This is a genomic window from Limnoglobus sp. (assembly GCF_059499385.1).
Genome location: NZ_JCABYM010000131.1, coordinates 68502 through 90724, shown reverse-complemented (window position 1 = coordinate 90724; position 22223 = coordinate 68502). Strand labels below are relative to the sequence as shown.

Here is a 22223-nt window from a genome sequence, read left to right as displayed (position 1 = left end):
CCACACATGAGCCGGGTCCCAAATGGCGAGGAGAAATCACGCGGTGACGAGTTCGCCGTGCGACAGCCGCGATTCCGCGGCCCACGCGTCGAGCCCGTTCGCGTCCCAGAGCGTCACGAACGGCTCTTGGGCGAGGCACGGAAAGGTGCCGGCGAACCTTGCCATCTTGTGTTCGGGTTCGAGCAGTTCCGCCGTCATGCTCACAGCCCCACTTTCCCGGCCGCGTTCTCGCGGAAGAGCGACCCGTCCCGGATGTACCGCCGCAACACCAGTAGGCTCTTGTGCCCCGACTGGTCCTGGATCGCCCGCTCGGAAACGCCCGCCATGGCCGCTTGCGTGATGAGGCCCGCCCGGAGCGAGTGGCCCGCGTACCGCCGGGCCGACTTCCCCGCCGCGACGAGCGACCGCTTGACGACGTTCGCGACCACGCGGTCCGAGAGTTGCCTTTCGCCGACGAGGCCGGCCCGGGAGACGGCCCGGAAGAGGGGGCCGTCGTCCAGCCGGGATTCGTCGAGCCACGCCTGCACGGCGCGGACCGGGCAGGTCTCCGCGTTCGAGCCGAACGGGATGCCGAGCTTCCGACCCGCGCCGGTCTGGTCCGTCTTGCTCTTGCGGACGTGGACGACGAGGCCCTCGTCGGTCAACGCCAAGTCGCTCACGGCGAGGCCGACCAGTTCGCTCCGCCGCATCGCCCCGGCGAACCCGAGAAGGAGCAACGCCCGGTCGCGACAGCCCATGAGCGAGTCGGGCAGGTGTGCGACCATGGCCCGCAAGTGGCGGGTGAGGGCGGGCTTCATGTGGGCCTGGGCGGTCCCTTTCTCCCGCTTGATCCCCGCCCAGACGAGACGGACCTGGACGTGCCGGGTGGGGGGCTCCAACCCGGCCGCCTTGTGCGCCTCCGAGATCGTGGCGAGCCGTCGCTCCAACGTCGAGACCTTGAGGTACTGGGACTGGTCGGCCAAGTAGTAGGCCACCGTCTCCGGCGTGGCGGGGAGGGACGGGCGGGCGTAGTGCTTGCACCAGACCTCGAAGTCTGACCAGTCGGCCCGGTACGCCTTCCGCGTGTTCGGGGCCTTCGCCTTTTTCAGGTAGTCGGACGCCTTCGCCCCGATCTCTTCCAACCGCAGGACTTGGACCCCCGCGACGCCGGGTTCTTGAATCAGCTCGTCGTGGGGATACCGGCCCTCCATCACCAGACCACCGAGACGTGCGCGTTGAGGCCGACCGACTTTCGGACGGCCTCGTCCGAACTGACCAACGGAAGGCGGTAGCAGACGGCCGTGGCCGCGATGATCCGGTCCGGCATGTCGGGCACTTCGCCCCGCGGAACGCGGTCGAGCGTCTGTACCACGCCGGGCGAGAGGGGAAGGGCCTGGAGCGGCTCGCCCGGGTTCGCCACCAGTGAGAGGACTTGGGTGAAGGCGTCCGGGTAGGGAAACGTCGGCCGACCCGCGAGGTAGTTCAACTCGACGAGGGTGACGGTGGAAATGAATATCCGACCGACCTGCGAGGCCCTCGTGAGCGCGCTCAGAGCGGGTTGGGAAAGTCGGTCCGGGTCGAACAGGGACCAGACCAGGGCGTGCGTGTCGGCCAGCACGTCGCTCATGACGGCGGGCGGTCCGGGAGGTCGCGGGGGAACGTCACCCACAACTCGCGTCGTGTCCGGTCGAGGCCGTCCTTCGCGATCGACACGCCGGGCGTCGCAAATCGGCCGATGAACGGGACGCCCGTCGCGTCCGGTCGCGGGGAACTCTGTCGGAGCGTCTGTACCAGTTTGCGAATGCCTTCGGCGACCGAATCGGGGAGGCCGGAAAGGTCCAAGGTGCTTTGATTGGATGGCGAAACAGGATCGTGACCCATACCCCGATCATACCTCAAATGGGGACGAGTTGTCACGTAGAGTTTTCTTGACAAGGGAGGCGGGTGTCATGTTCTGATTCGACATTCGACACGGTTTTCACGGCCGGAACAGTTCGACGTTCGCCTCCTTCGCGGCCGATTGCATACGCTTGTCGAGCGTCGCGAGGGGAATGTTCCTCCGGATCGCGAGCTCGAGGTAGCCGGCGTCGTAGGCGGAAAGGTCGTGGTGCCGCGCGAGGTGAATGGTGTCCGAGAACGCGACCGAATCCGAGAGCCGGTCGATCTCGAACGAGAGGGCGGAAAGATTGTTCAGGAACGTCCGGGACTGTTCCCGCGTGAAGCGTCGACGCCGCTCGCCGACGACCAAGGCGTTGGTCAACTCCAGGGTCCAGAGGCCGGGAACGACCAGCGTGGAGGACGCGGCCTCCTGCAGCACGTTGTCGGCATAGGCATTGAGTTCGTCCTTGAAAAACCAGACCAGTGTGACCGAGCAATCGACGACGAATTTCCTTTGCAGTTCGGGCCGGACCCTCAAGGGCTTCATCAGCGCTTTCGGCCTTCCTCGACGAGCTTTCGGTTGGTCAGCCCGTTGCCGAGCGTCGGGCCGTAAAGCTCACGCCACGTCAGCATGTCGCGGACGAGCTTTTGCGTGTCTGTGACTTGATCGATCTCCGGGGGGACGACGATCCCGATGGGGTGGCCGCCATCCGTTAGGAGGACGCGTTCGCCCCGGCCGAGGCATTCGACCAGTCGGGGAAGTTCGGAATGGAGTTGAAGCGTGTCAATTTTTGTCATGGTCTCGTCTTTGCCTCGTGATTCTGAGTATCTCACAAGGCAAGAAAATTGGGAAGTGATTTGTACATTGCGGCGCGATCGGAAGTCATGAAATCGGCACGGGAATCGAACCTCTTTACCGCTTCCCAAACCCTGTTCTCAGTGTTCCGATAAGGGTAGCTTATCGGAAGTCGCATAAGTCATGAGATGTAGAATACGCCACTTGTCTTGTAAAGCCTGCTATGTAAGAAATGAATAAATGAAAACGTTCTATGTGATATCTTGGTGCATGATTTCAATCGTCCTAGACACTGCTGCCATACTGGTTGCCGGCGTTAAAGGGGACAGCCTAATTATGTGCATAGCAGTATTTAATCCATTGGCCGCAGCATTGTTATCCTATGCAATCGGCAAGGTGATGGGGCAATAAAACCCCACCAGGTTCCGGACGGGTATATAATCACCCTAAATATGGGGCGTCGCCAAAGAGCACGCAGTTAAAAGCTTGCAAGTTCGTGGGCAGCAATGTCCCGATCGTCGTATTGCGTATGAATGCCTTGCCGAAAAATGTGGATAATGCGTTGAGAATGCCGCCCAAATACGGTGCGGTAGCGCCTGTTGCAAAGGCTGCGGATAGCAACGGGAAGGCAACTCCGGCACCAAGACCAATTAGGGTGCCGACTACCACATCCTTGCCAGTCACGCTGTCGCCATTAATCACTTTGCAGATCACCTTGTATTTCAATCCGAGTGCTGCGCCGATGAAGCCGTTGATGACTGTTTTTTGCAATAGCGAGTACTCTGGCAATGCGGCAAGGCCGTAAGGATCGTTGAAGTTATTAGGACTGTTGTTAACATACCTGTTCAGACTGGCGTCGGGCCCGAAAAAGCCGAGCGGATCGTTACTCATGAACTTGCCCAGCAGTGGGTCGTAATATCTCGCTCTGTAGTAGTAAACACCGGCAGGGCTTATTTCGCGACCGGTGTAACCAAATCTTTCCGCTACGCTCGAGTTGGACTGCGATAGCACGGCTCCAAATGAGGCGTACGACGTAGAGTTAAGAATCAATGAGTTGTTTCCTTGAATATCACGTAGCGTCCCTAGCTTGTCTGAAAGCTGCCATTTGCGATCGGCATTCGCTGTTACTGATGACAATATTTCGTCAATACGATCACTGTAGATGTATCGAGACGTTGCCACACCTGCAGCGTTGGTGTCGAGCCATACTGAGTCCTTATCATACGAGCTAAAGATGGGCGTTCCGTTGCCAACTTGTGAAATACGTCGATCAGTCGAATCATATCGATAGGACGTTGTGTTGATGATGATTCCACCCTGGGATCGAGTTTCCACTAATACAAGACGACTTCTATTATCCCACGTGTAATCAGTAACTTCGCCGGTTGCGATCTTCGTTTTCGTCTTGAGGTTGCCTTCACCATCGTAGGAGTAGGTATTCTGACCGTCATTCAGCAACCGGTTGCCCGCACCGGCTGGGGCGTACGTCTGGTCCCCGTTTGGGCCGGTGCTGGTCTTGCGGTTGCCGTTCTTGTCGTAAGTAAAGCTCTCGAACAGCGAGCCGCCCTTGTTCACCGTCAAGAACTGGCCGGTCTTATCGTAGCCGTACTGGTACGTGTCGCCGTGGTGGACTTCGCTCTTCAAGCGGCCGGCCAAGTCGTAAAGGTAGTCGTAGTTGACCAACGTGCCGCCGGCAGCGTTCTTGTGTGTAATTGTCTTCGAGAGGCCATTGGCGAAGTAGGCGTAGCTGGTGCTGCCGACCAGGGTCGTGCCGGTGGCGTCCGCGAAGCGTTCGAGGAGCTTGCGTTCGCCGTTGTCGGCATATTCGAACTCCACCCGTGCGGCACTGACGCCGCCGCCCTGCATCGTCCTGGATAGTAGTTCGTTGCGGTCACTGTAGACGGAATCGACGCGGACGCCGAAGTTGTCCACCACGCTCTTACGGTTGCCGTTGGCGTCGTAGTCGTAGGTGAGTGTGGTGACTGGTACGCTCGTGCCGGGGTATTCGGTCGTGGCGGTCTTCACGCGGTTTAGCGCGTCGTAGGTGTAGCTTAGCTTTGCGTCTGGGTCATTCGCGGTGAGCAGGTTCCCGGCCTTATCGTAGGCGCTGGCGATGACGCGCACCACGGAGCCGTCCGCGGCGAGCCAGTTCTCTTGCGTGTTGCGGTTCAGGGCATCGAAAGTGAACGTCCGCGTTTTGTTGTTGCGGTCGAGGATCGCGATCTTGTTCCCGGCGGCATCCAGCGTGTAGAACCGACTCTTACCAAGCGGGTCGATTTCTTCCTTGAGCCGGTTGGCTTGGTCGTAGACGAACTTCGTGACGTTGTTCACCGGATCGGTGACGCTCGTGAGATTGTTCGCCTTGTCGTAGCCGAAGATGGTGACGCCGCCCTCGGCGTCGATAATCTGGGTTTTGTTGTTCGCGCCATCGTACTTGTATTCGGTGACGTTGCCGAGGGGATCGGTGATCTTGGTGACGTTCGCGGAGCCGGGCTGGTAGTCGTATTTCGTTTCAGCCCCGACGCCATCGACGACGCGGATGAGCCGGCCGAAATCGTCGTAGAAGTTCTGCGTGACGTTACCGATTTCGTCCGTGACCTTGGTGATCTGGCTGAAGGCGTTTGTCTCAAGCGTGCGGATGGAGCCGTCCGGGTTCTGGATCGTCCGCGGCCGGCCGCAGGAGCAGTAATCGAGGAACATCGTCTTGTTGCCGCTGAAGTCCTCGTAGCTGGCGACGCGGCCCAGGCTGTCGTAGGTGAAGAGCGAATCGTCCCCCAGCGGATTCACGACGCGGACGAGGTTGCCCTGCGCCGAGTAGTCGTAGGCGGTAGTGCGGCCGAGGGTGTCGACGACGCTCGTGAGCTTGTTCGCGGTGTTGTAGGTGTACTTCGTCGTGCCGTCGGCGGTGGTTTCGTTGAGTAGGTTGCCGCGGGCGTCGAATGAGCGCGTGGTGGCGAAGCCGCGCGGGTTGATGATCTTGGTTTCCTTGTCCGGATTGGCCGGGTCTTCGTAGAAGAATTGCTCCACCACGGGGCCGAAGTCCGTCGGAGTTTCCTTGCGCGTGACGTTGCCGCGCTCGTTGTAGGTGAGGATGGTGGGCTTGCCGCGGGCGTCGCGGATCGTTTCGCGGAAGTTGACGGCGTCGAACTCCTGAACAACGCGGTTGCCGTTGGCATCGGTAATGGCGACGACGCGGCCCGCGGCGTCGTATTCGGTCTTCACCGCCTGCCGACCGCTGGGATCGGTGATGGTGTCCAGGTAGTGGGCACGGGCGGGGTTGTAGGCGAACTTCGTCGTGGCGGCGGTTTGATCGGCGAAGGTGCGGAGATCGCCGGCGGCGTCGTAGCCGTAGGTGATCGACTTGCCCGCGACATCGACGATGGACGTGATGCGGCCCTGGCCGTCGCGGACGAAGTCAATGTGCCGGCCGCCGGAGTGGAAGATGCCGGCGCTGGTGAACGTGACGACGTTGTTGTTCTGATCGGTGATCTTCTGAAGGCCCGCTTGCTGGTTGTAGAAGTACGTCAGGCCTTCGGGCGTGACGAGGCGGTAGTCGTTGGGGTTGTAGTCGAGGCTGAAGAGCGGCGTCCCCCACGAGCCGTCGGCTCGCTGGGAGATAGGCGTGGCGTCCACCTCCAGCCGGTAGCCCTCGAAGCCGGGGTCGGTGGCGAACTTCGGGTTCGAGAAGCTGAAGAAGAACCCGCCGCCGCCGAACTCCGGGGCGAACGCGAACCCGGCCCGGCGGCCGTCCGGCAAGTCGAGGTAGACCTTCGTGCCGGTGCGGAACGGCTGGGCGTCCGAGAACAGGCCGTTGCCCGCCCCCGGCGGCACGGTCTCGCGGATGCGGGCGTTGCGGAGGCCGAGCCGCCAGCCGAAGCCGAAGTCGCCGCTCGCGGCCGCCTCGCGGGAGTCGTAGACGCGGGTGACCTCGATGGGGATGCCGTTGAGCGGGAGCGACAGGTCGGTGAACGACAGGGAGAACTCGCCGAGCTTCACCCCGCCCGCCACGTCGATCTCGACGCCGCGGACCGTACCTCGCCCGTTCACGTCGTAGGCGGCAACGGCGAGGACATACCGGTCGTTCGTGAGCGCCGTCGGGTCGAACGTGGCGACCTTCCCGTCCGCGATCTCGCCCGACCCGGCCGCGATCGTCCGCCACGCGGGGGCGTCGATGTCGATGTTCCGGTAGTCCACTTGGTCCGCGCGGGCGACGCGAACGACCCAGGTGTCGAGGCCGCCGGCGGCGTCGCGGATGGTGGCGAACACGTCTGTCAAGGAGCCGACCGAAGCCGTCACAGCGGTCGGGTCAAGCACCCGCGTCTTTCCGTTCGGTAGCAGTTCGACCAGCCGTGTGAAGGACACATCGGGACCGGCCGTGTCGTTCGGATCGACCGCCCGCAGCTCGGCCGAGGCCCGCCCCTCATTGCCAGCCGCGTCCGCCGCGGTCGCGACGAACGTGTATCTTCCCAGTGCAGAGGGGGTGAACGTCGCCCGGCCTTGCGGAGTAAGCGCCAACGGCGTCGTGACGCCGCCCTGGACGACGGCGACGGCAAGGGCCGTCACGCCGACGTTGTCCGTGGCCGCGACCTGGACCGTGACGGCCTGCCCCTTGGTCGTCACGTTCGGGCTGACGAACAGGCTGACGCGAGGGGCTTGCGCGTCCGGCGTGAGCGTGAGGACGAAGGTGCGGGAAGATGAGAGGCCGCCGATGTCGGTCGCGGCGACGGTAACGGTCTCGGCCCGCGGTGGACCGCTCGATTGCCAGACGACGCGGCCGAAGTCATCGACCGTCATCCCGGCCGGGGCTTGGACGAGCCGGTAGGTGATCGCGTCCCCGTCCGGGTCCGTTGCGGTCAGCCCGTACCGGAACGGCGCGCCCGCCGCTACGGACTGGTTCGGGACGGCGGCGAGGGCCGGGGCTTGGTTCGCCCGGCCCGTGAGGGTGAACGTTTGCACGCCGCGCCCGCCCCGGCCGTCCGTGACGGCGACCGAGACGGTCGTTGTCCCGGCGACCGGGTTCGGCCAGACCACCACCCCGGTCTCCCCGTCGATCGTCATGCCGTCGGGACCGGCGAGGAGATGGTACGCCAGCGGGTCGCCGTCCGGGTCGGAGGCCGCGACCGCGTACTCGTAGGCCGTCCCGAGCGTGGCGACCGTCCGGGCCGGGGACGTGATCAAGGGCGATCGGTTGGGGGCCGTCGCCTCGACGATTACGGTGAACGTCTGGGTAGTGACGTTCCCCGCCCGGTCGGTAACTCGGACGGTCACGGCTTGCGGGCCGACCTGGGCCGCGGTCGGCACCCACCGGATGATGCTCGTTCCGGGCAAGAACGCCATGCCCGCCGGGGACTGGTCGAGGGCAAACGTGAGCGGGTCGTTGTTTGGGTCGCTCGCGCGGACGGCGTAGGCGTAAACGAAGTTCGCGTTCGCGGTCGTCACAGGGACCGATGAAATCCGGGGCGGCTGGTTGACGCACGAGACGGAAACCGTGAACGTTTGCTCGGCCGAGGCACCGTAGGCGTCGGTCGCGCGAACAGTCACTACGAACGAGCCGGTCTGGTCGTGTTCGGGCACCCAGCGGAGCGTCCCCCGCCCCGCGTCGAGGGACATCCCTTGCGGGCCGGTCACTAACTCCCACAAGACCGGATCGCCGTCCGGGTCGCGGGCGACGAGGTCGTACCCGTAGAGGGCGTCCGCAGTGGCGACCGTCCGCGGCACGGACGTGACGACGGGGGCCGCGTTCGAGCCGTTCGTCAGTACGGTTAGTTCGGCCGACAGCGTCAGCTCCCCCCCGCGTCCGTCGGATACCTTGATTTCGAGTGGGATGGGCAACGCGGAATTGTTGCCGGGTAGCCAACGGATAACGCCGGTGGCTTCGATTGACAGACCCGGCGGCGCGGCCACGAGCGAATAAGTGAGCGGGTCGCCGTCCGGGTCGGATGCGACCACCCGGCCGACTAACTCCTGACCGAGCCACGCGGTGGTTCTGGCTTCTAATTTCGCGTCCGGGATTGCGTTCAAAGGACTCGTAGCAATGACGAGCGTGAAAACGTGGTCCGTCACCCCTCCCACGCCGTCGGTCACGCGAACCGTGACCGCATTCGTCCCGACGTCGCTCGCCGTGGGAGTCCAGGTGAATGACCCGGTCGCATCGACCGACATGCCGGCGCTCGGATCGACGAGAGAAAAACCGACCGCGGGCTGTTCGGCGTCTTGTGCGACGACTTGGTAGACAAAGGGCGATCCGACGGAGGCCAGTCCCGATGGGGGGATCGAGACCACAACCGGGGGCGTGTTTGGCGAGCGGACCGTGACCTCCAACGACTTGACCGTGACGTTGTCGTGATCCTCCTTCGCCAGGACAACGACTTGGTGTGTACCTACCTGGTTGCGGAGCGGGAACCACGCGAGAACGCCGAGCGTCGGGTGGACGAGCAACCCGTCGGGCCCGGAGATTACCGAGTACGCGACTGAGTCGCCATCGGGATCGACGACCGGCAGCGCGAAGCGATAGTTGGTGCGGACCTCGGCCTCGGGCAATTCGTCGGTAGCCCAAGCCGGTGCGTCGTTGGTCGCGAGGTTCGGATCGATTGCTGGCAGAGGAGATGGCGGTGCAGAATCCGTGACAGTAACCGAGAACGATTGCTTGTCACTTCCTCCCCGCCCGTCATCTACTCGAACCGAGACAGGAACCCGTTGATTTGTCACGAATGTCTCGGAAAATCCGATGTCGTCGATCGCAAAGTCATTCCCAGAGAAAGCGGATTCGGCATTCCGGATCGAAATGGTAGCCGTTTGCGAGATCCCCGACCGCCAGAGCCCCGAGTATCGGACCCACCGGCCTGTGTCTGTCGGCAACGTCAACTCGGCACCAACGGCGGCCCCGTTCACCGCCAATTGAAGCTTGCCAGGAGCGCCGCTCGTCCAGGATCGTGCCCAGAAACTGAACTCGTAGTTCGTTTCCGGTTTAATAGTTACGTCTTGTTGCCAGACGAGGGCGTCAGGAGTGGACGATCCGTTGATTACCATCATCGGCCCGGTGCCGGTGGTGTGATCCCCGAAATCGGCCGCCCAAGGGTGCCACGGGAAAGGGCTGTTTATGATTGTGTAAATGCCATCGTCCCAACCGCTCGACGGGCTGAATTGGAGGGCCGACGTGAAGTCGAGTAGGCCAGAAGAGAAGTCGAGGTTGCGGACGAGGTTTGTCGTGCGGCCGGGCATCCACTGGATCAAACCCGTCTCGGCGTCGATCATCATCCCGGAGGGAGCTTCCGTTAGCGAGTATTTCGTCAACCCGCCGTCCGGGTCGAGCGCCTCGACGTCGTAGGTGTATGTCCTTACCAGTTTGTCCCCTGGTATCGTTTCTCCATCTGCGAATGCTTGTTGCACCGGCTCGGTGACGATCACCGGGGGGCGGTTGCCTGTTGCCTCGATACAGACGTTGAACGCCTGACTTGAAACACCGCCACGCCCGTCGTCCGCTACGACGGTGACGGCCGCGTCGCCTATTTGAGCGTTACTCGGCGACCAAGTAATGACGCCGGTGCCTGGGTCGATTTGCATTCCTGGAGGGCTACCTTGGCCGAGGGAGTACGACGGCGTGTCGCCGTCCGGATCGACCGCGTCGGCGTCGTACCGGTACTCCCCGCCCGCTGTCGCCTCGTCGCCGGGAAGGGTCATGAACACCGGCGGGCGGTTCGGCGGGGCCACGGTCGAGACGAGTGAGAACCGCTGTTCCGCCGTCCCGCCCCGGCCGTCGTCGGCCCAGACCGTCACGTCGAACGAGCCGAGTTGCTCGACGGATGGAACCCACGTCACGCCCCCGATGGCGGGATCGACCGCCATCCCGTCCGGGCCGGACACGAGCGAGTAGCGGACCGTGTCGCCGTCCGGGTCGGTCGCGTCGATCGCGTAGCCGTAGGTTCTGCCGGGGTGGGCTTCGAGCGGCGGCACGCTCGTAAACGCCGGCGGTCGATTCGGAACGCCGAAGAAGACCAAGTCGTATGTGAACTGCTTGCGGCCGGGCACGGCAAAGCTGAGGTCGAGTTGGCCCGTGGCCGCGCTCGGGTCCAGGCGGGTGGCACCGCCGGAGAGCAGTCCCGTGAAGTCGTAGTACGGCGTGCCGTCCTCAAACACTCCGGCCGGGTTCAGCACCCGGACCTTCGGGTCGCTGATGTTCCGAACGCCCACGTAGAGCGGGACGGGCGCCGGGTAGCTGCCCAGGTTCCGTACCGCGACTTGCGCGTAAAGCGACCGCGAAACCGCGTCGAACGACGTGCGGGCGTACTCGGCCTTGAACGTGGCCGACAGGTCAACGAGTTGCGTCTGGTCAACACCCCCCCGTTGTGAGCCAATCAGAGTGACCGATCGCGTTGTCGATTCGCCCAGCGAATCGTACGCGGTCACGTCGAACCGGTTCTCTCCCGGCCCGATCGTCACCCGGTCGAAAAAGTTGCCCGCCGGGTCGAGTGACGCTACGGGACTCCCGTTGACGGTCATCGCGACGATGTCGGCGGCTCGGGCCGTGGAATCGGGCACGCCCGCGATGTTGTCGAAGGCGAAGTCCGGGTCTCCCGTGACGGTCCCGGCGTAGGTGATTCGGACCCGCGAGATGTCGGCCTGGCCGTGAGTGAACCCCCACGAGGTCGCAAGCCCGTCTCCGGCGTTCTTGGTACTGGGTCCGGCCGTCGTCTGGTCGATCACGACGCCGTCCTGGTTCAACGCCTCGATCAGCCAACTCTCGGCGGGAATCAATTCCCCTTCGATTCGGACGTAGAACCCGTTCGTCAGCCCGTGGTCCTCCCGGAGGATTTGGAGGTAGTTCTTGCCGGGCTTCAGGTCCCCGAGGGGAATATTCGGGTATTCATCGGTGCTATACGATCCGGGGGAGAGCGCGCCGAATTTGTAAACGCCGTTCACCCACACGAAGAGGCCGTTATCGACCCCGAAGCTGCCGGTCAGGTTCTTGATCCCGCCCGGCCCGCCGTCGATCTCGTACACGACGGCGGTTTCGGTGGAGACGGGCCAGCCGATAGGGATCGGCTGGAACGACCAGTTCTCGTTGAGCGGCAACGGCGACGGGTTCAGCCAGTTCCCGAGAATTGCTGCGGCAGGCGTCAAGTCCGGTTCGGGGGCATTCGGGAGGAACGGGTCGAATTCGACCGGGAACAGTTCAGAAGTGCCGTCCAATATCCTGCCAAGGGATTGGTTGTAGTAACCGGGTGTACCTACCGATTCGAACACGGTGAGTTTGGACTCGCGGCCGTCGATGTCCAGGATGTGGCCGCTCGCGCGGGCGACCGGGGTTGCATAGTCGATATGGAGTTGGGGCAGGCGACCGTCCGGGCCGGGTGCGAACGACAAGAACCGGCCCCCGACCCCCTGGCCGTCGGCCGGTGTGTCCGGTGCGGAACCCCCCGGCGGCCCCGCGTACGCGATCTTGGGGCCGCCCTCATGGACGATGAACGGGAACGCGGGGCCGTTAGTCGAGAACCTCAGCCCGAATTCGGAGGCGTATTGGTCGGCAACGGACGTGCCCTCGGGAAGCGGTGAGCCGCCGACTTCCTCGAAGGTCAAAATCGGGGCCGGGGTCGCGTCTCGCGTTTCCGACGGGACGGCCGAGCCGTTGATGACGAGTTTCGACCCAATCGGCAACGTGGTGCGATCCGGCGGGCTCGAAATCGTCAGGACCGGCGGGTCGGCGATCCCCTCCGGTGCAACCGCCCCGGGAGCCAGATCGAACGTGCCGTCCGCTACCGCCGCCCCGGATCGGAGGTCGGTCCCGGCCGCGTACTGGAAGACTCGTTTCGCGTCACGGTCGAGTACCCAGAGGTCGGTCCCCCCGGTCGGGTCGCGCGTGATACCGGACGGGGCAGCGTTGTCCCCGTCGAGGGTCCAACGGCCGAGGGGGGTCCCGGAACCGTCGTACACGAACACTTCCTTCCGCGCGTCGTCGGTCACCCAGACCGTCGCCCCGTCGGTGACAAGGTCGCTGGGGCTGGTGTTGTCCGGGACTAGGTCGAACGCGGACGACGCAGCCGAAGTGCCTGCGGTACGGACAGCCCCGCCGTCGTACCGCAGGACGCGGCGAGAGCCGCGGTCAACGAGCCAGAGGTCGCCGTCGTGAACGGCAACGCCTTGCGGGTCACCCGCGTCGGCCGCCGTCCAGGAGCCCTTTGCGGTCCCGCCCGCGTCGTACACCGCGACTTGATCCTTCCCGGCGTCCACCACCCAGACGCGGTCGCCCGCCGGGTTGCTCGCCACCCCCCGCGGCTCGGACCCGGCGAGCGGGAAGGCACCGGCCGCGAGACCTTCGACGCCGTGCCGGGACGCCCGATCCGACCCGGCGTCCACGACAAAGAACTTGACCGGGGCGTCGCCCCGGTCGGCGGGCGGGAGCGAGTATCCGGTGACCGTCACGACCGACCCCGTGTCGGCGTCGTTGTTCACGAGCCGTATGATGAGCGTGGCGACCGTTCCGGCCGGCACGCCGGACAGGTCGATGGAGACCGTTCCGCCCTGTTCCGAAACATCGGCCCCGGTCGCGGCGGCAACCCCGTGCGTCGCGTTGAAGAAGGCGTCCCGCCCGCCCGCGTAGGCGGTCACGAGCGGGCGGCCGTCGCGATCGACGAGCGCCGCCTCGAACGCGTCGTTGACCAGCCCGGCGGCCGTGCCGTCGAAGGCAAGCGCGGAGTACGTGAACGAGACCGTCACCGGGACCGCCGGGACGACGAACGACTTCGACAACGAGGTGACGAACGAGTCCCCTTCCCGCAACACCGCCGCATCGGGGGCGACCGTCACGCCCCCCCGGACGCCGGCCGACCCGCCCCGTTCGGCGGCGGTCCAGGCCGTGAAGTCCGCTTGCCGCGGCATGACCGTCACGGCGACGGTCGCCACCGCCGTCCCGCCCCGCCCGTCGTCGGCGGCGTATCGTAAGGCGTCTGCCCCCGAGAACCCGGCAACCGGCGTGTACTCCACCTTCGACCCGACGACCCGCGCCGTCCCGTGGGTCGGCCCGTCTACGACCGAAACGACAAGCGGGTCGCCGTCCGGGTCGGCGTCGTTCGCCAACACGTCGAGGAAAATCGGCGTCTCGAACGCGGTCATCGCCGCGTCGTCGGTGGCTATGGGGGACCGGTTGCCTGCCGGCGGGACGGCCGGGCCAGCCACGGTAACTGTTACGCTCGCCGTGCCCGCCCCCCCGAAGCCGTCGTTGACCGAGTACGAAAACGTGTCCCTGCCCGAGAACCCGGCGGCCGGTGTGTACTCCACGCGGCTCCCGACGATGCGGGCCGCGCCGTGCCCTGGCACGCCGACCGCGGCCAACGTCAGGGCGTGGCCGTCTGGGTCGGCGTCGTTGGAGAGAACGTCAATCAGGACGGGCGTACCGAAGGCAGTAGAGGCTGTGTCGTCGGTCGCTACCGGAACTTTGTTGGCCGCTCCGGGCTCGATCGGCTCGCCGCCCACGTCCGACGGCTCGCCGGCCAAGCGGACGTCCATGATCACGTCGTTGAAGTCGTCGTCCAGCCCGGCGATGTCCTCGAACGCCGCCCGGTTCCGCGGCCCGACCCGGAACTGGGCCGCGCCCCCCGGATTGGCGGCCGGGAACGGGAACACGCTACCGAGGCCAGGGGTGTTTGCGAACCCGGCCGCCGCCCACTCCTCGAAGGAGCCGCCGCGGATCAGGTAGAAGGCATACCGTTGCCCGGCCCCGAGTTCGACCCCTGCACCCGTTCCCGGTTCGGCCGTCGGTGCGAATAGCCGGATCCGCCGGTCCGCTGACAGGGCCACTTGCGCGTAGCCGTCGTCGCCCGGCCGAAGGGCCCCGACCCGTTCGTCCCGGTCGTCCACGCGGAACACGCCCAACTCGCCCGGCAGCTCGGTAAACCTTCGCAACACGTCCGAGGCGAAAGCCGCCCGGCCCCCCGGCGTCCCCGGCACGACGAACGTGGACCCGTCGAACAGCGGCGTCCGCGGCGGCGGAGCCTTGAGGCCAAAGCCGAGGGGTTGGCCATCCGTTACGGCGAAGAAGTTGTGCGTGCGGGTAAACCGATACCCGTCCCAAATCGTGATCCGCGGCCCGCCCCCCGCGGCGGGACCGGTCAAGACATCCGCGAACCCGTCCCCGTTTACGTCTGCCGTGGCGACCCGGACGCCACCAAGGAACGACGGCTCGTACACCTCCCACTCTGCGAACGCCGTTCCCGCCCCCGCGAACGCCCGGACGTGGGAGGCCCGGCCAACACCGGAGCCGGTCACCACGTCCGCGAGCCCGTTGCCGTCCACGTCCGCGGCCGCGACCCAGACGCCGCCGCGGTCCGTCGGCGCGTCCGCGAAGAATGACTGGAGCACGGCCCCGGTCGCCCCGCTCACGACCTTGACGTGCGGCCCACCTCCCCGCCCTGGGCCGGTCACGAAGTCGGCCCGCCCGTCCCCGTCTGTGTCCGCCGCCGCGACCGTGGCCCCGCCGCGGAACCCCGGGTCGTACGCCATGAAGTCCCGGCCGAGGTTCCGGCCCGTCCCGTCGAACACGCGGACGTGCGGCCCCCCGCCGTCCCCTGGGGCCGTAACGATTTCCGCCCGCCCATCGTCGTCGATGTCCGCCACGGCTACCCGCACTCCGCCCCTGAAGGCCGGGTCGTAGGCGAAGAAGCTGGCGAGGGCGCTGCCCGACCTGGGGTCCGTCACGGTCACCCGTGGGCCGCCGCCGGCCGCGGCCCCAGCGACGACCTCGGGTGTCCCGTCCCCGGTCACGTCCCCGACTGCGACGTACACGCCGCCCAAGAAGCTCGCCTCGTGCGTGAGGAAGGACGACGCTTGGCGGCCGTCGATGCCGTCGTACACCACAGCCCGCGGTGGGGCGTTCGCGCCTGGGGCCCCGACGAAATCGGGTACGCCGTCCCCGGTCACGTCCCCGACCGCGACCGTCAGCCCACCGCGGAAGACGGGTTCGGTGGCCGGAGCGATCCGGTCTTCCAACGGCGTGGGCCGGAGCCGCACGCGGAGGGGGACGGAAAACTTGCCCCCGCGAAGCCTCCGCCGACCCCAGGCCAGCCAGTTCCGGACCCACGAATGCCAGGCGAGACGCATGGGCGACCCCCGCCCGCGTGACCATGCCGCTGCCGACGACTTCACTGGCGCGACACACGCGGGGTTCGCAACTGTTACGCACGGCACTTACGCGAATGAGAAAAAATTGGTGTGACACCAAACCCGATGTCGGATAAATTTCATTCTCTCTTGCACCTGGATACCGCCCCGTGACGCCCAATCTCGCTGTTTTTCCTTCAACACACGCCAGCCTCCTAGTCCGACTCCGCGACCGGCAGTCGGAAGCGTGGGCACAGTTCTTCTTCCGATACCGCGGGGTTGTTCTCGCCTGGTGTCGGAGGAAGGGTGTGTCGGCTACCGACGCCGAGGACTTGGCCCAATCGTTCATGGCCGATGTCCCGCGTAAGCTCCACACGTATCGACTGGTGAACGACGACGGGGAACCCAACCGATTCAGGAGTTGGCTCAAGGCGGTTGTCGAGCGGATGGTCATCGACTTCCGCAGGGCAATCAAGAGCCGAACGGCCGACCACGCCCCCGGCGGCCGTGGCCCGCTCGACAGAATGACGGCCGCGCTCTCGGCCGCGGCCGCCAGTGAAATGGCGGACGAACTCGCGACCGCGTTTGAACACGACATCGCGGCCGCAGTCGAAGCCGTGAAACGCCGTGTTCGGCCCGAGACTTGGGCTGCCTACGAGCGGTACGAGCTCCTGGGCGAAGCCATCGAGGGCGTCGCGCGATCGCTCGGGAAGACCGTCGGGGCCGTCTTCGTGGCGGTAAACCGGGTGAACCGGATGCTCGCCGAGACCGGGGCGTTTCTCGCGGCGAACGGCACGGCCACCGACATGAAGGATTGTCATGAACCCTTGCCCCAGCGAAGAGGTGCTCTCCCGCTTCGTCGATGAGCAACTCGCTGCGGACGTTGCAGCGGCCGTCGAGGGTCACGTCGAGACGTGTCCGGAGTGTCAAGCCGCCCTCTCCTCGCTCGCCCGTTCCGCGCTCCCGGCCGATCAACGCGGTCACGTCCGGGCGGCCTTATTTGGCACAGACGCGCCGTCACCCCCAACCATTCCCGGCATTGAACTCGTCTCCGTGATCGGGCAAGGGGCCGTCGGACAGGTGTGGAAGGCCCGCCAGTCGGACCTCGGGCGACTCGTGGCCGTCAAGACGCTCCGGACAGACCTGGACGAAACGAGTTTTGGACTGCTCCGGACCGAGGCGGAAGTCCTTGCCCGGCTCGACCACCCGAACGTTGTCCGTGTCCTTCAATCCGGCCGCACGTCGGACGGGTACTACTTCGCGATGGAGTACGTGCCGAACGGCTCACTTGTCGAAGACCGATCCCGACACGCGAAACTATGGGCACCGCGGGACGTGGCGAAGATGGTCCGCGAAGCCGCGATTGCGGTCCAAGCCGCCCACGACCGCAACGTCCTCCACCGGGATCTCAAACCCGGAAACATCCTGCTCACCGACGACAGGACGCCAAAGGTCGCGGATTTCGGACAGGCGGCAACGTTCGGCCGTCAGGCTTCACGTACCGGCGGAGCAGTCGGGACGCCTTGCTACATGGCCCCCGAGCAAGCTGCCGCCGGAGAGGTAGACGCACGAACCGACGTGTACGGGTTGGGGGCCGTCCTTTACGACATGTTGGTCGGCCGCCCGCCCGTATCCCCGGACGGCGATACGGACGAGGTTCTGCGGCGGGTCCGGGCCGAGGACCCCATTTCACCCCGGCTCCTGCGACCGGCCGTCGTTGAGGACCTCGACACGATCTGCATGAAGTGCCTCCAGAAACGCCCGCCGGATCGCTACCCGTCCGCCCAAGCGTTGGCCGAAGACTTGGAGCGTTACCTCGAGGGCCGACCGGTACGGGCCAGGCCGCTGGGGGTCGTGCGACGAGGCCTTCGCCTTGCAAAACGGCGTCCGGCCCTGGCCGCCCTAATCGCCTCGTTCGTTGCGGTGCTGGTCGGAAGCACTATCACCATGACAGCCCTTTACCGCAGGGCCACGGCGAACGCTGCCCTTGCCGCCGAGCGGCTCCAGCGAGCCCGTGACGCGCTCCGGACCGTGGCCCGGACGCGGGAACAACAGTTTTGGTTCCCGCAGAACATCCACCTCCAAGACCCGGAGCCGATCATTCGGCTGTACGACCTCCACGCGGAGGCGGCCGCGGACTACCGGGACGACCCCGAGGCGTGGCACGACACGGCCTACGCCATGCTCCAACTCGCCGAGATGTTGGCCCAGTACCGGCCGCCCGCCGAGGTCATACCACGGGTCGAACTCGCCCGCGACGAACTCCAGCGACTGACCGCCGCGTTCCCCGACCGTCCGAAATACCGCCTCGGGTACGCCGAGGCAACCATCAGCTTGAGCTCGTGGCACGAGGCCGCCGGCGACGACGACCGTGTCCGCCCGTTGCGGGAGGAGGCCCTTTCCGTCACCGACCGACTGTTGGCCGAGGTTCCTGACAGCGATCACACGAAGAACGTCCACGCCGCGTTCGCAGAGGCGCTCGGCAGCTTTGAACTGCGGCACGAGAACTGGGACCGGGCAGAGGAACTTCTCGTGGAGGCCGTTCGGCTGAACCGGGCTACGGCTGCCAAGTACCCGACCGACCCGGTCCGGCACCAGTTCCTAACGAACGCCCTCTGGTCTTACGGCCGCCTCCTGCGGTTTCACTACCACGACCCGGACCGGTACGTCGCCGTGTTGGCGGAAATCGTCCGCAGCCTGACGGCGGTGCGGGCGGCCGCCCCGGCCCGGGTCGGGCAGTACCGGACGCTCCTCGACGCCTACTCGCTGCTTGCCCAAACCCATCAATTCTGCGGCCGGTCCGGGGCGGCCGCCGCCGCGCTTGCGGACGGATTGGCCTTGGCCCGTGACGTCGAGCGGGAGAACCCGGCGTACCCCGAGGCCGCGGCCTACACGCTGGCGTACCTGGTGGCCGACGGCCAGCGGCTACGGCGGACGGACCCGGCCGCGGCCGCCGGCCGGGACCGAGAGTTACGGGCCGCGCTCGACGCGGCCCTGGCCCGGATGCCGACGAGTGAATTGCTCAAAATGTGGGACGGGGTTTACCACCTCGACCCCCCATTGCCGGGGGCTAAGGACCCGGCGAAAGCGGTCGAGATCCTCCGCCCGCTGGCCCGCGGGAAGCCGCCGGGCAGCGGCCCGGCGTACTGGCTCCGCGTCGCCCTCTACGAGGCCGGTGACTGCACCGAGTGCCGGGCGTTGCCCGACCCGCCCACGGTCGCCGGCGAGCACACGCCTCATCTGCTGCGGGCCGGGTTGCTCTGGCGGGCGGGTGAGCGGGACAAGGCGCGAGCCGTTTTTCGGACGGCGTCCGCGGCGGTTAGGGCCGACTTCGCCGCGTCGCCCACGGACGTACATTACCACGACGCGGTCTGGGCAATGATCCAGGGGACTGCCCCACCGCGACGGCCCGAGCCGCTACCGACGCGTACGGAGACACCGCTCCTGTTCCGGTAAGATCGGACGCGCAGGCCCTGGGTGTGACAACGGACGAACAAAACCGTATCACTTGTTCACTCCCACATTCCGACGTTTCACCATACCTAAGTAACCTGTCTGAAGAGATTACAAGACCCCCTCCGAATAGCCTTAATCGGTATGCCGCTGCACCCCGCGATCACCCTCGGCCGCGGCACCTACTGCTCCGAGCCGCCGGTCGTCGCCGCCTGGGGAAGCCGGTCCAAGATCACGATCGGCCACTACTGCTCGATCGGCCCCGGCGTCCGGTTCGTGATCGACGCCGAGCACGACCTCGACCGCGTCACCACGTCCCCCGGCACGACATCGACACCCCCGGCACGAAGGGCGACGTCGTCCTCGGCAGCGACGTGTGGGTCGGGGCGTACGCCACGATCCTCTCCGGCGTCACGATCGGCGACGGGGCGGTCGTCGGGGCGGCGGCCGTCGTCGCCAAGGACGTGCCGCCGTACGCCGTCGTCGTCGGCAACCCGGCCCGCGTCGCCCGCCACCGGTTCGACCCGGCGACCGTCGCCGCCCTGCTCGCCGTCCGGTGGTGGGACTGGCCGGACGAGAAGGTGGCGGCCGCCGACCTCCTGTACAGCCCCCGCGTCGCCGACTTCCTCGCCCGGTACGGCGTAAGCGTCCGGCGATTAGGTTTGTCCGACGGCGTGCGGGATCCGCGTCGCGGGGTCTACGACGGTCGCCACCGGTCGGGGAGGAGGTCGGACACGTCGGCATTCGGCGGTCGGGCCGGGAGGTGGGTCAACAGATCGCACAGGTAGTCCCACGAGTCGTGCCCGTGCCGCTTGGCGCTGGCCACCACGCTCAGGAGGACGGCGGCCGAGTGGGGGCCGCCGTCGCCGCCCACGAAGAGCCAGTTCTTTCGGCCGAGCGCCAGCGGGCGGATCGCCCGCTCGGCCGGGCCGTTGTCGATCGCCAACCGGTGGTCGTCGACGTACCGCACGAGTGTGCGGCCACTGGTTGACGGCATACGTCACGGCTTGGCCGAAGGCGCTCGCCGGGAGGGCCGCCCGCTTCTGCTCGGTCAGCCACGTCGCGAAGGCGTCGAGGGTCGGTCGGGCGTGCCCCCGGCGGAACGCCGCGACCGCCTCGTCTCGTAATCCCGCCTCGGCGATCCGTCGCTCCACGTCGTACAGGGCGCGGACGAAGGCCAACGCCTCGGCCGCCCGCGGGTCGGCGGCGCGGGCGTCGTGGAAGCCGCGGCGGGCGTGCATCCAGCACCCGACGTGCCGCGTGCCGCCGTGGACCGGGTGGTACCCGGCGTAGGCGTCGGAGTGGACGAACCCGGCGAAGCCGCCGAGGAACCGCGCCGGGAAGTCTTGCGACCGGCCGGCCGTGAGGTCGAACACGGTGAACGGGTTCGTCGCGTCGCCGAGGTAGGCCCAGGCGTAGGCCGTCCGCCGGGGTCGGAGCAACGTGACCGGCGTCTCGTCGGCATGGATGGCGTGCGACCGCTTCACCCGCCCGACCATCGCCCGGTACACCGGGTCGAGGGCGGCGGCACACCCGCGGACCCAGTCGCACAGGGTCGATCGCGACGCGGCCAACCCGTGCCGACCGAGGACGGCCTCCAGGCGGTGGAGCGGGAGGTGATCGACGAACTTCGAGACGACGACGTGGGCCAGTAGCCCCGCCGCGGCCGCCGACCGCTCGATCGGTTCGGGCGGCAACGGGGGGCGGGCGAATTGGGGGTCGCGGCCGGCCTGTTCGCACCGCCGGCACGCGTAGCTGAAGCGGACGGTCTCGCGGATGAACACCGACGCCGGGCGGTAGTCGTGCCGGCGGGACGGCTCGCTCGCACCGATGCGGACGCGGGCGTCGCCGCAACACGGGCACACCTTCTCGGCCTCCGGGAGGTCGATCTCGACGCGTTCCACGGGCAAGTCGGCCGAGATCCGACGGCGGCCGTGGCCCCGGCGACGGGACGAAGACGCGGACCGGCCCGGCTCGGGCGGCACGGGCACGGGGGTGTCACCCGACGGCGTGACCGCGTCGAAGAGCGTCGGGCCGATGGCCCGCTCGGACGACCGGCCGAAGGTCATCCGCACGAGCCGGTCGAGGTGGGCCTGCTGCTTCTCGACGGTCGCCCGGAGGTCGGCGAGGGCCGCGTGCAACTCCGCGACCGTGGCCCGCAGGTGGGCTTTGTCGCGCTCGAGTTGAGCTTCGCGGGGCGTCATGCCGGTGGGTACGCGCGAGCGGGTCAGCCGGTTCCGGGAATCGGCGGCGATTCGGGCCGGGCGTATCGCTTGCGGCGTCGGGCCTGGGCGGGGTCGAGGCCGCCGAGGATCATGGCCAGTTGGGCCGGGGTGACGGCCACCTCGGCCCCGGCCGCCGCCGGGAACGCGAACGTCCCCCGCTCCAACCGGCGGAGGTACAGGGCGAACCCGTCCTCGGCCCACGCCAGCACCTTCAGCCGGTCCCCCGTCCGGTTCTTGAACACGAACAGGTCGCCGGACGCCGGGTCGCGGTCCAGGGCGGCGGCCACGACCCCGGCGAGGCCGTCGATCCCCTTGCGGCCGTCCTGGGGTTCGACGGCCAGGTAAATGGCCCCGGTGGTGCCGAGCGTCAGCACGTCGCACCCCGCAGCGCGACGACGAGGCGGCCCACGTGGGCCGGGTCGGCCGTGACCGGGACGCGGAGGGTCACCCCGCCGGGGAGGACGACCTCGGCCGTCGCGTCGGGCACGACCCGGACGGGGACGAACCCGCGGGCGACCGGGGCGTCGGACGGCGACGCGGCCGGCCGCCCGACGGGGCTCAGGCCGAGGTTCTTCCGCCACGTGTAGAACCGCTTCTCGGGAAGGCTACGGGCCGCACAGAACGCCCGGACGGAGAGGCCGGACGCGGCGAACGCGGCGAGCGTGTCCCGCCAGAACTGCTCCCGGTCGGTGGGGTCGGTCGGCAGGGATGGGATGTGGGTGTCGGACACGGTGTGACCTCCTCGTGTGAGAAAGCCACCATCGTAAACGACCCCGCAAGGCGTCGATTCGCCGGACGCT

Annotated in this window: 13 protein-coding genes and 2 pseudogenes; 4 read left to right on the top strand and 11 right to left on the bottom strand. The window is 66.7% G+C overall.

The genetic code is table 11. The features are described 5' to 3' along the window. Positions 1-36: 36 nt before the first annotated feature. The 6 genes from AC5JJ2_RS23075 to AC5JJ2_RS23050 form a co-directional block, all read right to left on the bottom strand. On the bottom strand, positions 37-198 hold the full coding sequence (locus AC5JJ2_RS23075) for a hypothetical protein (protein WP_495860390.1): 162 nt from the start codon (positions 196-198) through the stop codon (positions 37-39). Positions 199-200: 2 nt separating this feature from the next. After that, positions 201-1190, bottom strand: coding sequence for a site-specific integrase (locus AC5JJ2_RS23070; RefSeq protein WP_495860389.1), 990 nt, complete (start codon positions 1188-1190; stop codon positions 201-203). Beyond that, the gene (locus tag AC5JJ2_RS23065) at positions 1190-1606 is read right to left on the bottom strand and encodes a type II toxin-antitoxin system VapC family toxin (RefSeq protein WP_495860388.1); all 417 of its coding nucleotides are present in this window, start codon (positions 1604-1606) and stop codon (positions 1190-1192) included. Before AC5JJ2_RS23065 ends, AC5JJ2_RS23070 begins: the two co-directional genes overlap by 1 nt. Positions 1607-1957: 351 nt before the next feature. Then, entirely contained in the window at positions 1958-2404 is a 447-nt protein-coding gene (locus AC5JJ2_RS23060) for a type II toxin-antitoxin system VapC family toxin (protein WP_495860387.1), read from the bottom strand. After that, a complete protein-coding gene (locus AC5JJ2_RS23055) occupies positions 2404-2655 on the bottom strand; it encodes a hypothetical protein (protein WP_495860386.1) in 252 nt (83 codons plus the stop codon). Before AC5JJ2_RS23055 ends, AC5JJ2_RS23060 begins: the two co-directional genes overlap by 1 nt. A 439-nt stretch (positions 2656-3094) precedes the next feature. Next, positions 3095-14122: an Ig-like domain-containing protein gene (locus AC5JJ2_RS23050; protein ID WP_495860503.1), complete on the bottom strand. Its 11028-nt coding sequence runs from the start codon at positions 14120-14122 to the stop codon at positions 3095-3097. Between the two features lie 31 nt (positions 14123-14153). Between AC5JJ2_RS23050 and AC5JJ2_RS23045 the strand changes: the two genes are divergently transcribed. Next, positions 14154-14345 carry a hypothetical protein gene (locus AC5JJ2_RS23045; RefSeq protein WP_495860506.1) on the top strand — a complete coding sequence of 64 codons (192 nt, stop codon included), beginning with the start codon at positions 14154-14156 and terminating at the stop codon, positions 14343-14345. A 425-nt stretch (positions 14346-14770) separates the two neighbouring features. Here the strand turns inward: AC5JJ2_RS23045 and AC5JJ2_RS23040 are convergent. Beyond that, positions 14771-15148 (bottom strand): annotated as a pseudogene (locus AC5JJ2_RS23040) (FG-GAP-like repeat-containing protein); the annotation flags it as partial. 767 nt (positions 15149-15915) lie between these two features. On the opposite strand from AC5JJ2_RS23040, the gene AC5JJ2_RS23035 reads away from it, so the two are divergent. Genes AC5JJ2_RS23035 through AC5JJ2_RS23025 form a run of 3 tightly spaced genes read left to right on the top strand, consistent with a single transcriptional unit; the run spans position 15916 to position 19986 of the window. Next, complete coding sequence (locus tag AC5JJ2_RS23035) at positions 15916-16611, top strand: RNA polymerase sigma factor (protein WP_495860385.1); 696 nt, start codon at positions 15916-15918, stop codon at positions 16609-16611. Next, on the top strand, positions 16565-19201 hold the full coding sequence (locus AC5JJ2_RS23030) for a protein kinase domain-containing protein (protein WP_495860384.1): 2637 nt from the start codon (positions 16565-16567) through the stop codon (positions 19199-19201). The genes AC5JJ2_RS23035 and AC5JJ2_RS23030 overlap by 47 nt, the downstream gene beginning before the upstream one ends. A gap of 23 nt (positions 19202-19224) precedes the next feature. Further along, positions 19225-19986, top strand: coding sequence for an LbetaH domain-containing protein (locus AC5JJ2_RS23025; protein WP_495860383.1), 762 nt, complete (start codon positions 19225-19227; stop codon positions 19984-19986). Here the strand turns inward: AC5JJ2_RS23025 and AC5JJ2_RS23020 are convergent. The 4 genes and pseudogenes from AC5JJ2_RS23020 to tnpA all read right to left on the bottom strand — a co-directional run bounded on the left by AC5JJ2_RS23020 (position 19896) and on the right by tnpA (position 22153). Further along, complete coding sequence (locus AC5JJ2_RS23020) at positions 19896-20195, bottom strand: IS66 family transposase (RefSeq protein ID WP_495860502.1); 300 nt, start codon at positions 20193-20195, stop codon at positions 19896-19898. The genes AC5JJ2_RS23025 and AC5JJ2_RS23020 overlap by 91 nt on opposite strands. Further along, positions 20185-21402: pseudogene (gene tnpC / locus AC5JJ2_RS23015) on the bottom strand (IS66 family transposase); the annotation flags it as partial. The pseudogene tnpC and the gene AC5JJ2_RS23020, both read right to left, overlap by 11 nt. Positions 21403-21425: 23 nt before the next feature. Continuing rightward, positions 21426-21797 (bottom strand): IS66 family insertion sequence element accessory protein TnpB, encoded by a 372-nt coding sequence (tnpB, locus tag AC5JJ2_RS23010; protein WP_495860382.1) that lies wholly within the window; start codon positions 21795-21797, stop codon positions 21426-21428. Continuing rightward, the gene (tnpA, locus tag AC5JJ2_RS23005) at positions 21791-22153 is read right to left on the bottom strand and encodes an IS66 family insertion sequence element accessory protein TnpA (protein WP_495860381.1); all 363 of its coding nucleotides are present in this window, start codon (positions 22151-22153) and stop codon (positions 21791-21793) included. The genes tnpB and tnpA overlap by 7 nt, the downstream gene beginning before the upstream one ends. Positions 22154-22223 lie beyond the last annotated feature (70 nt).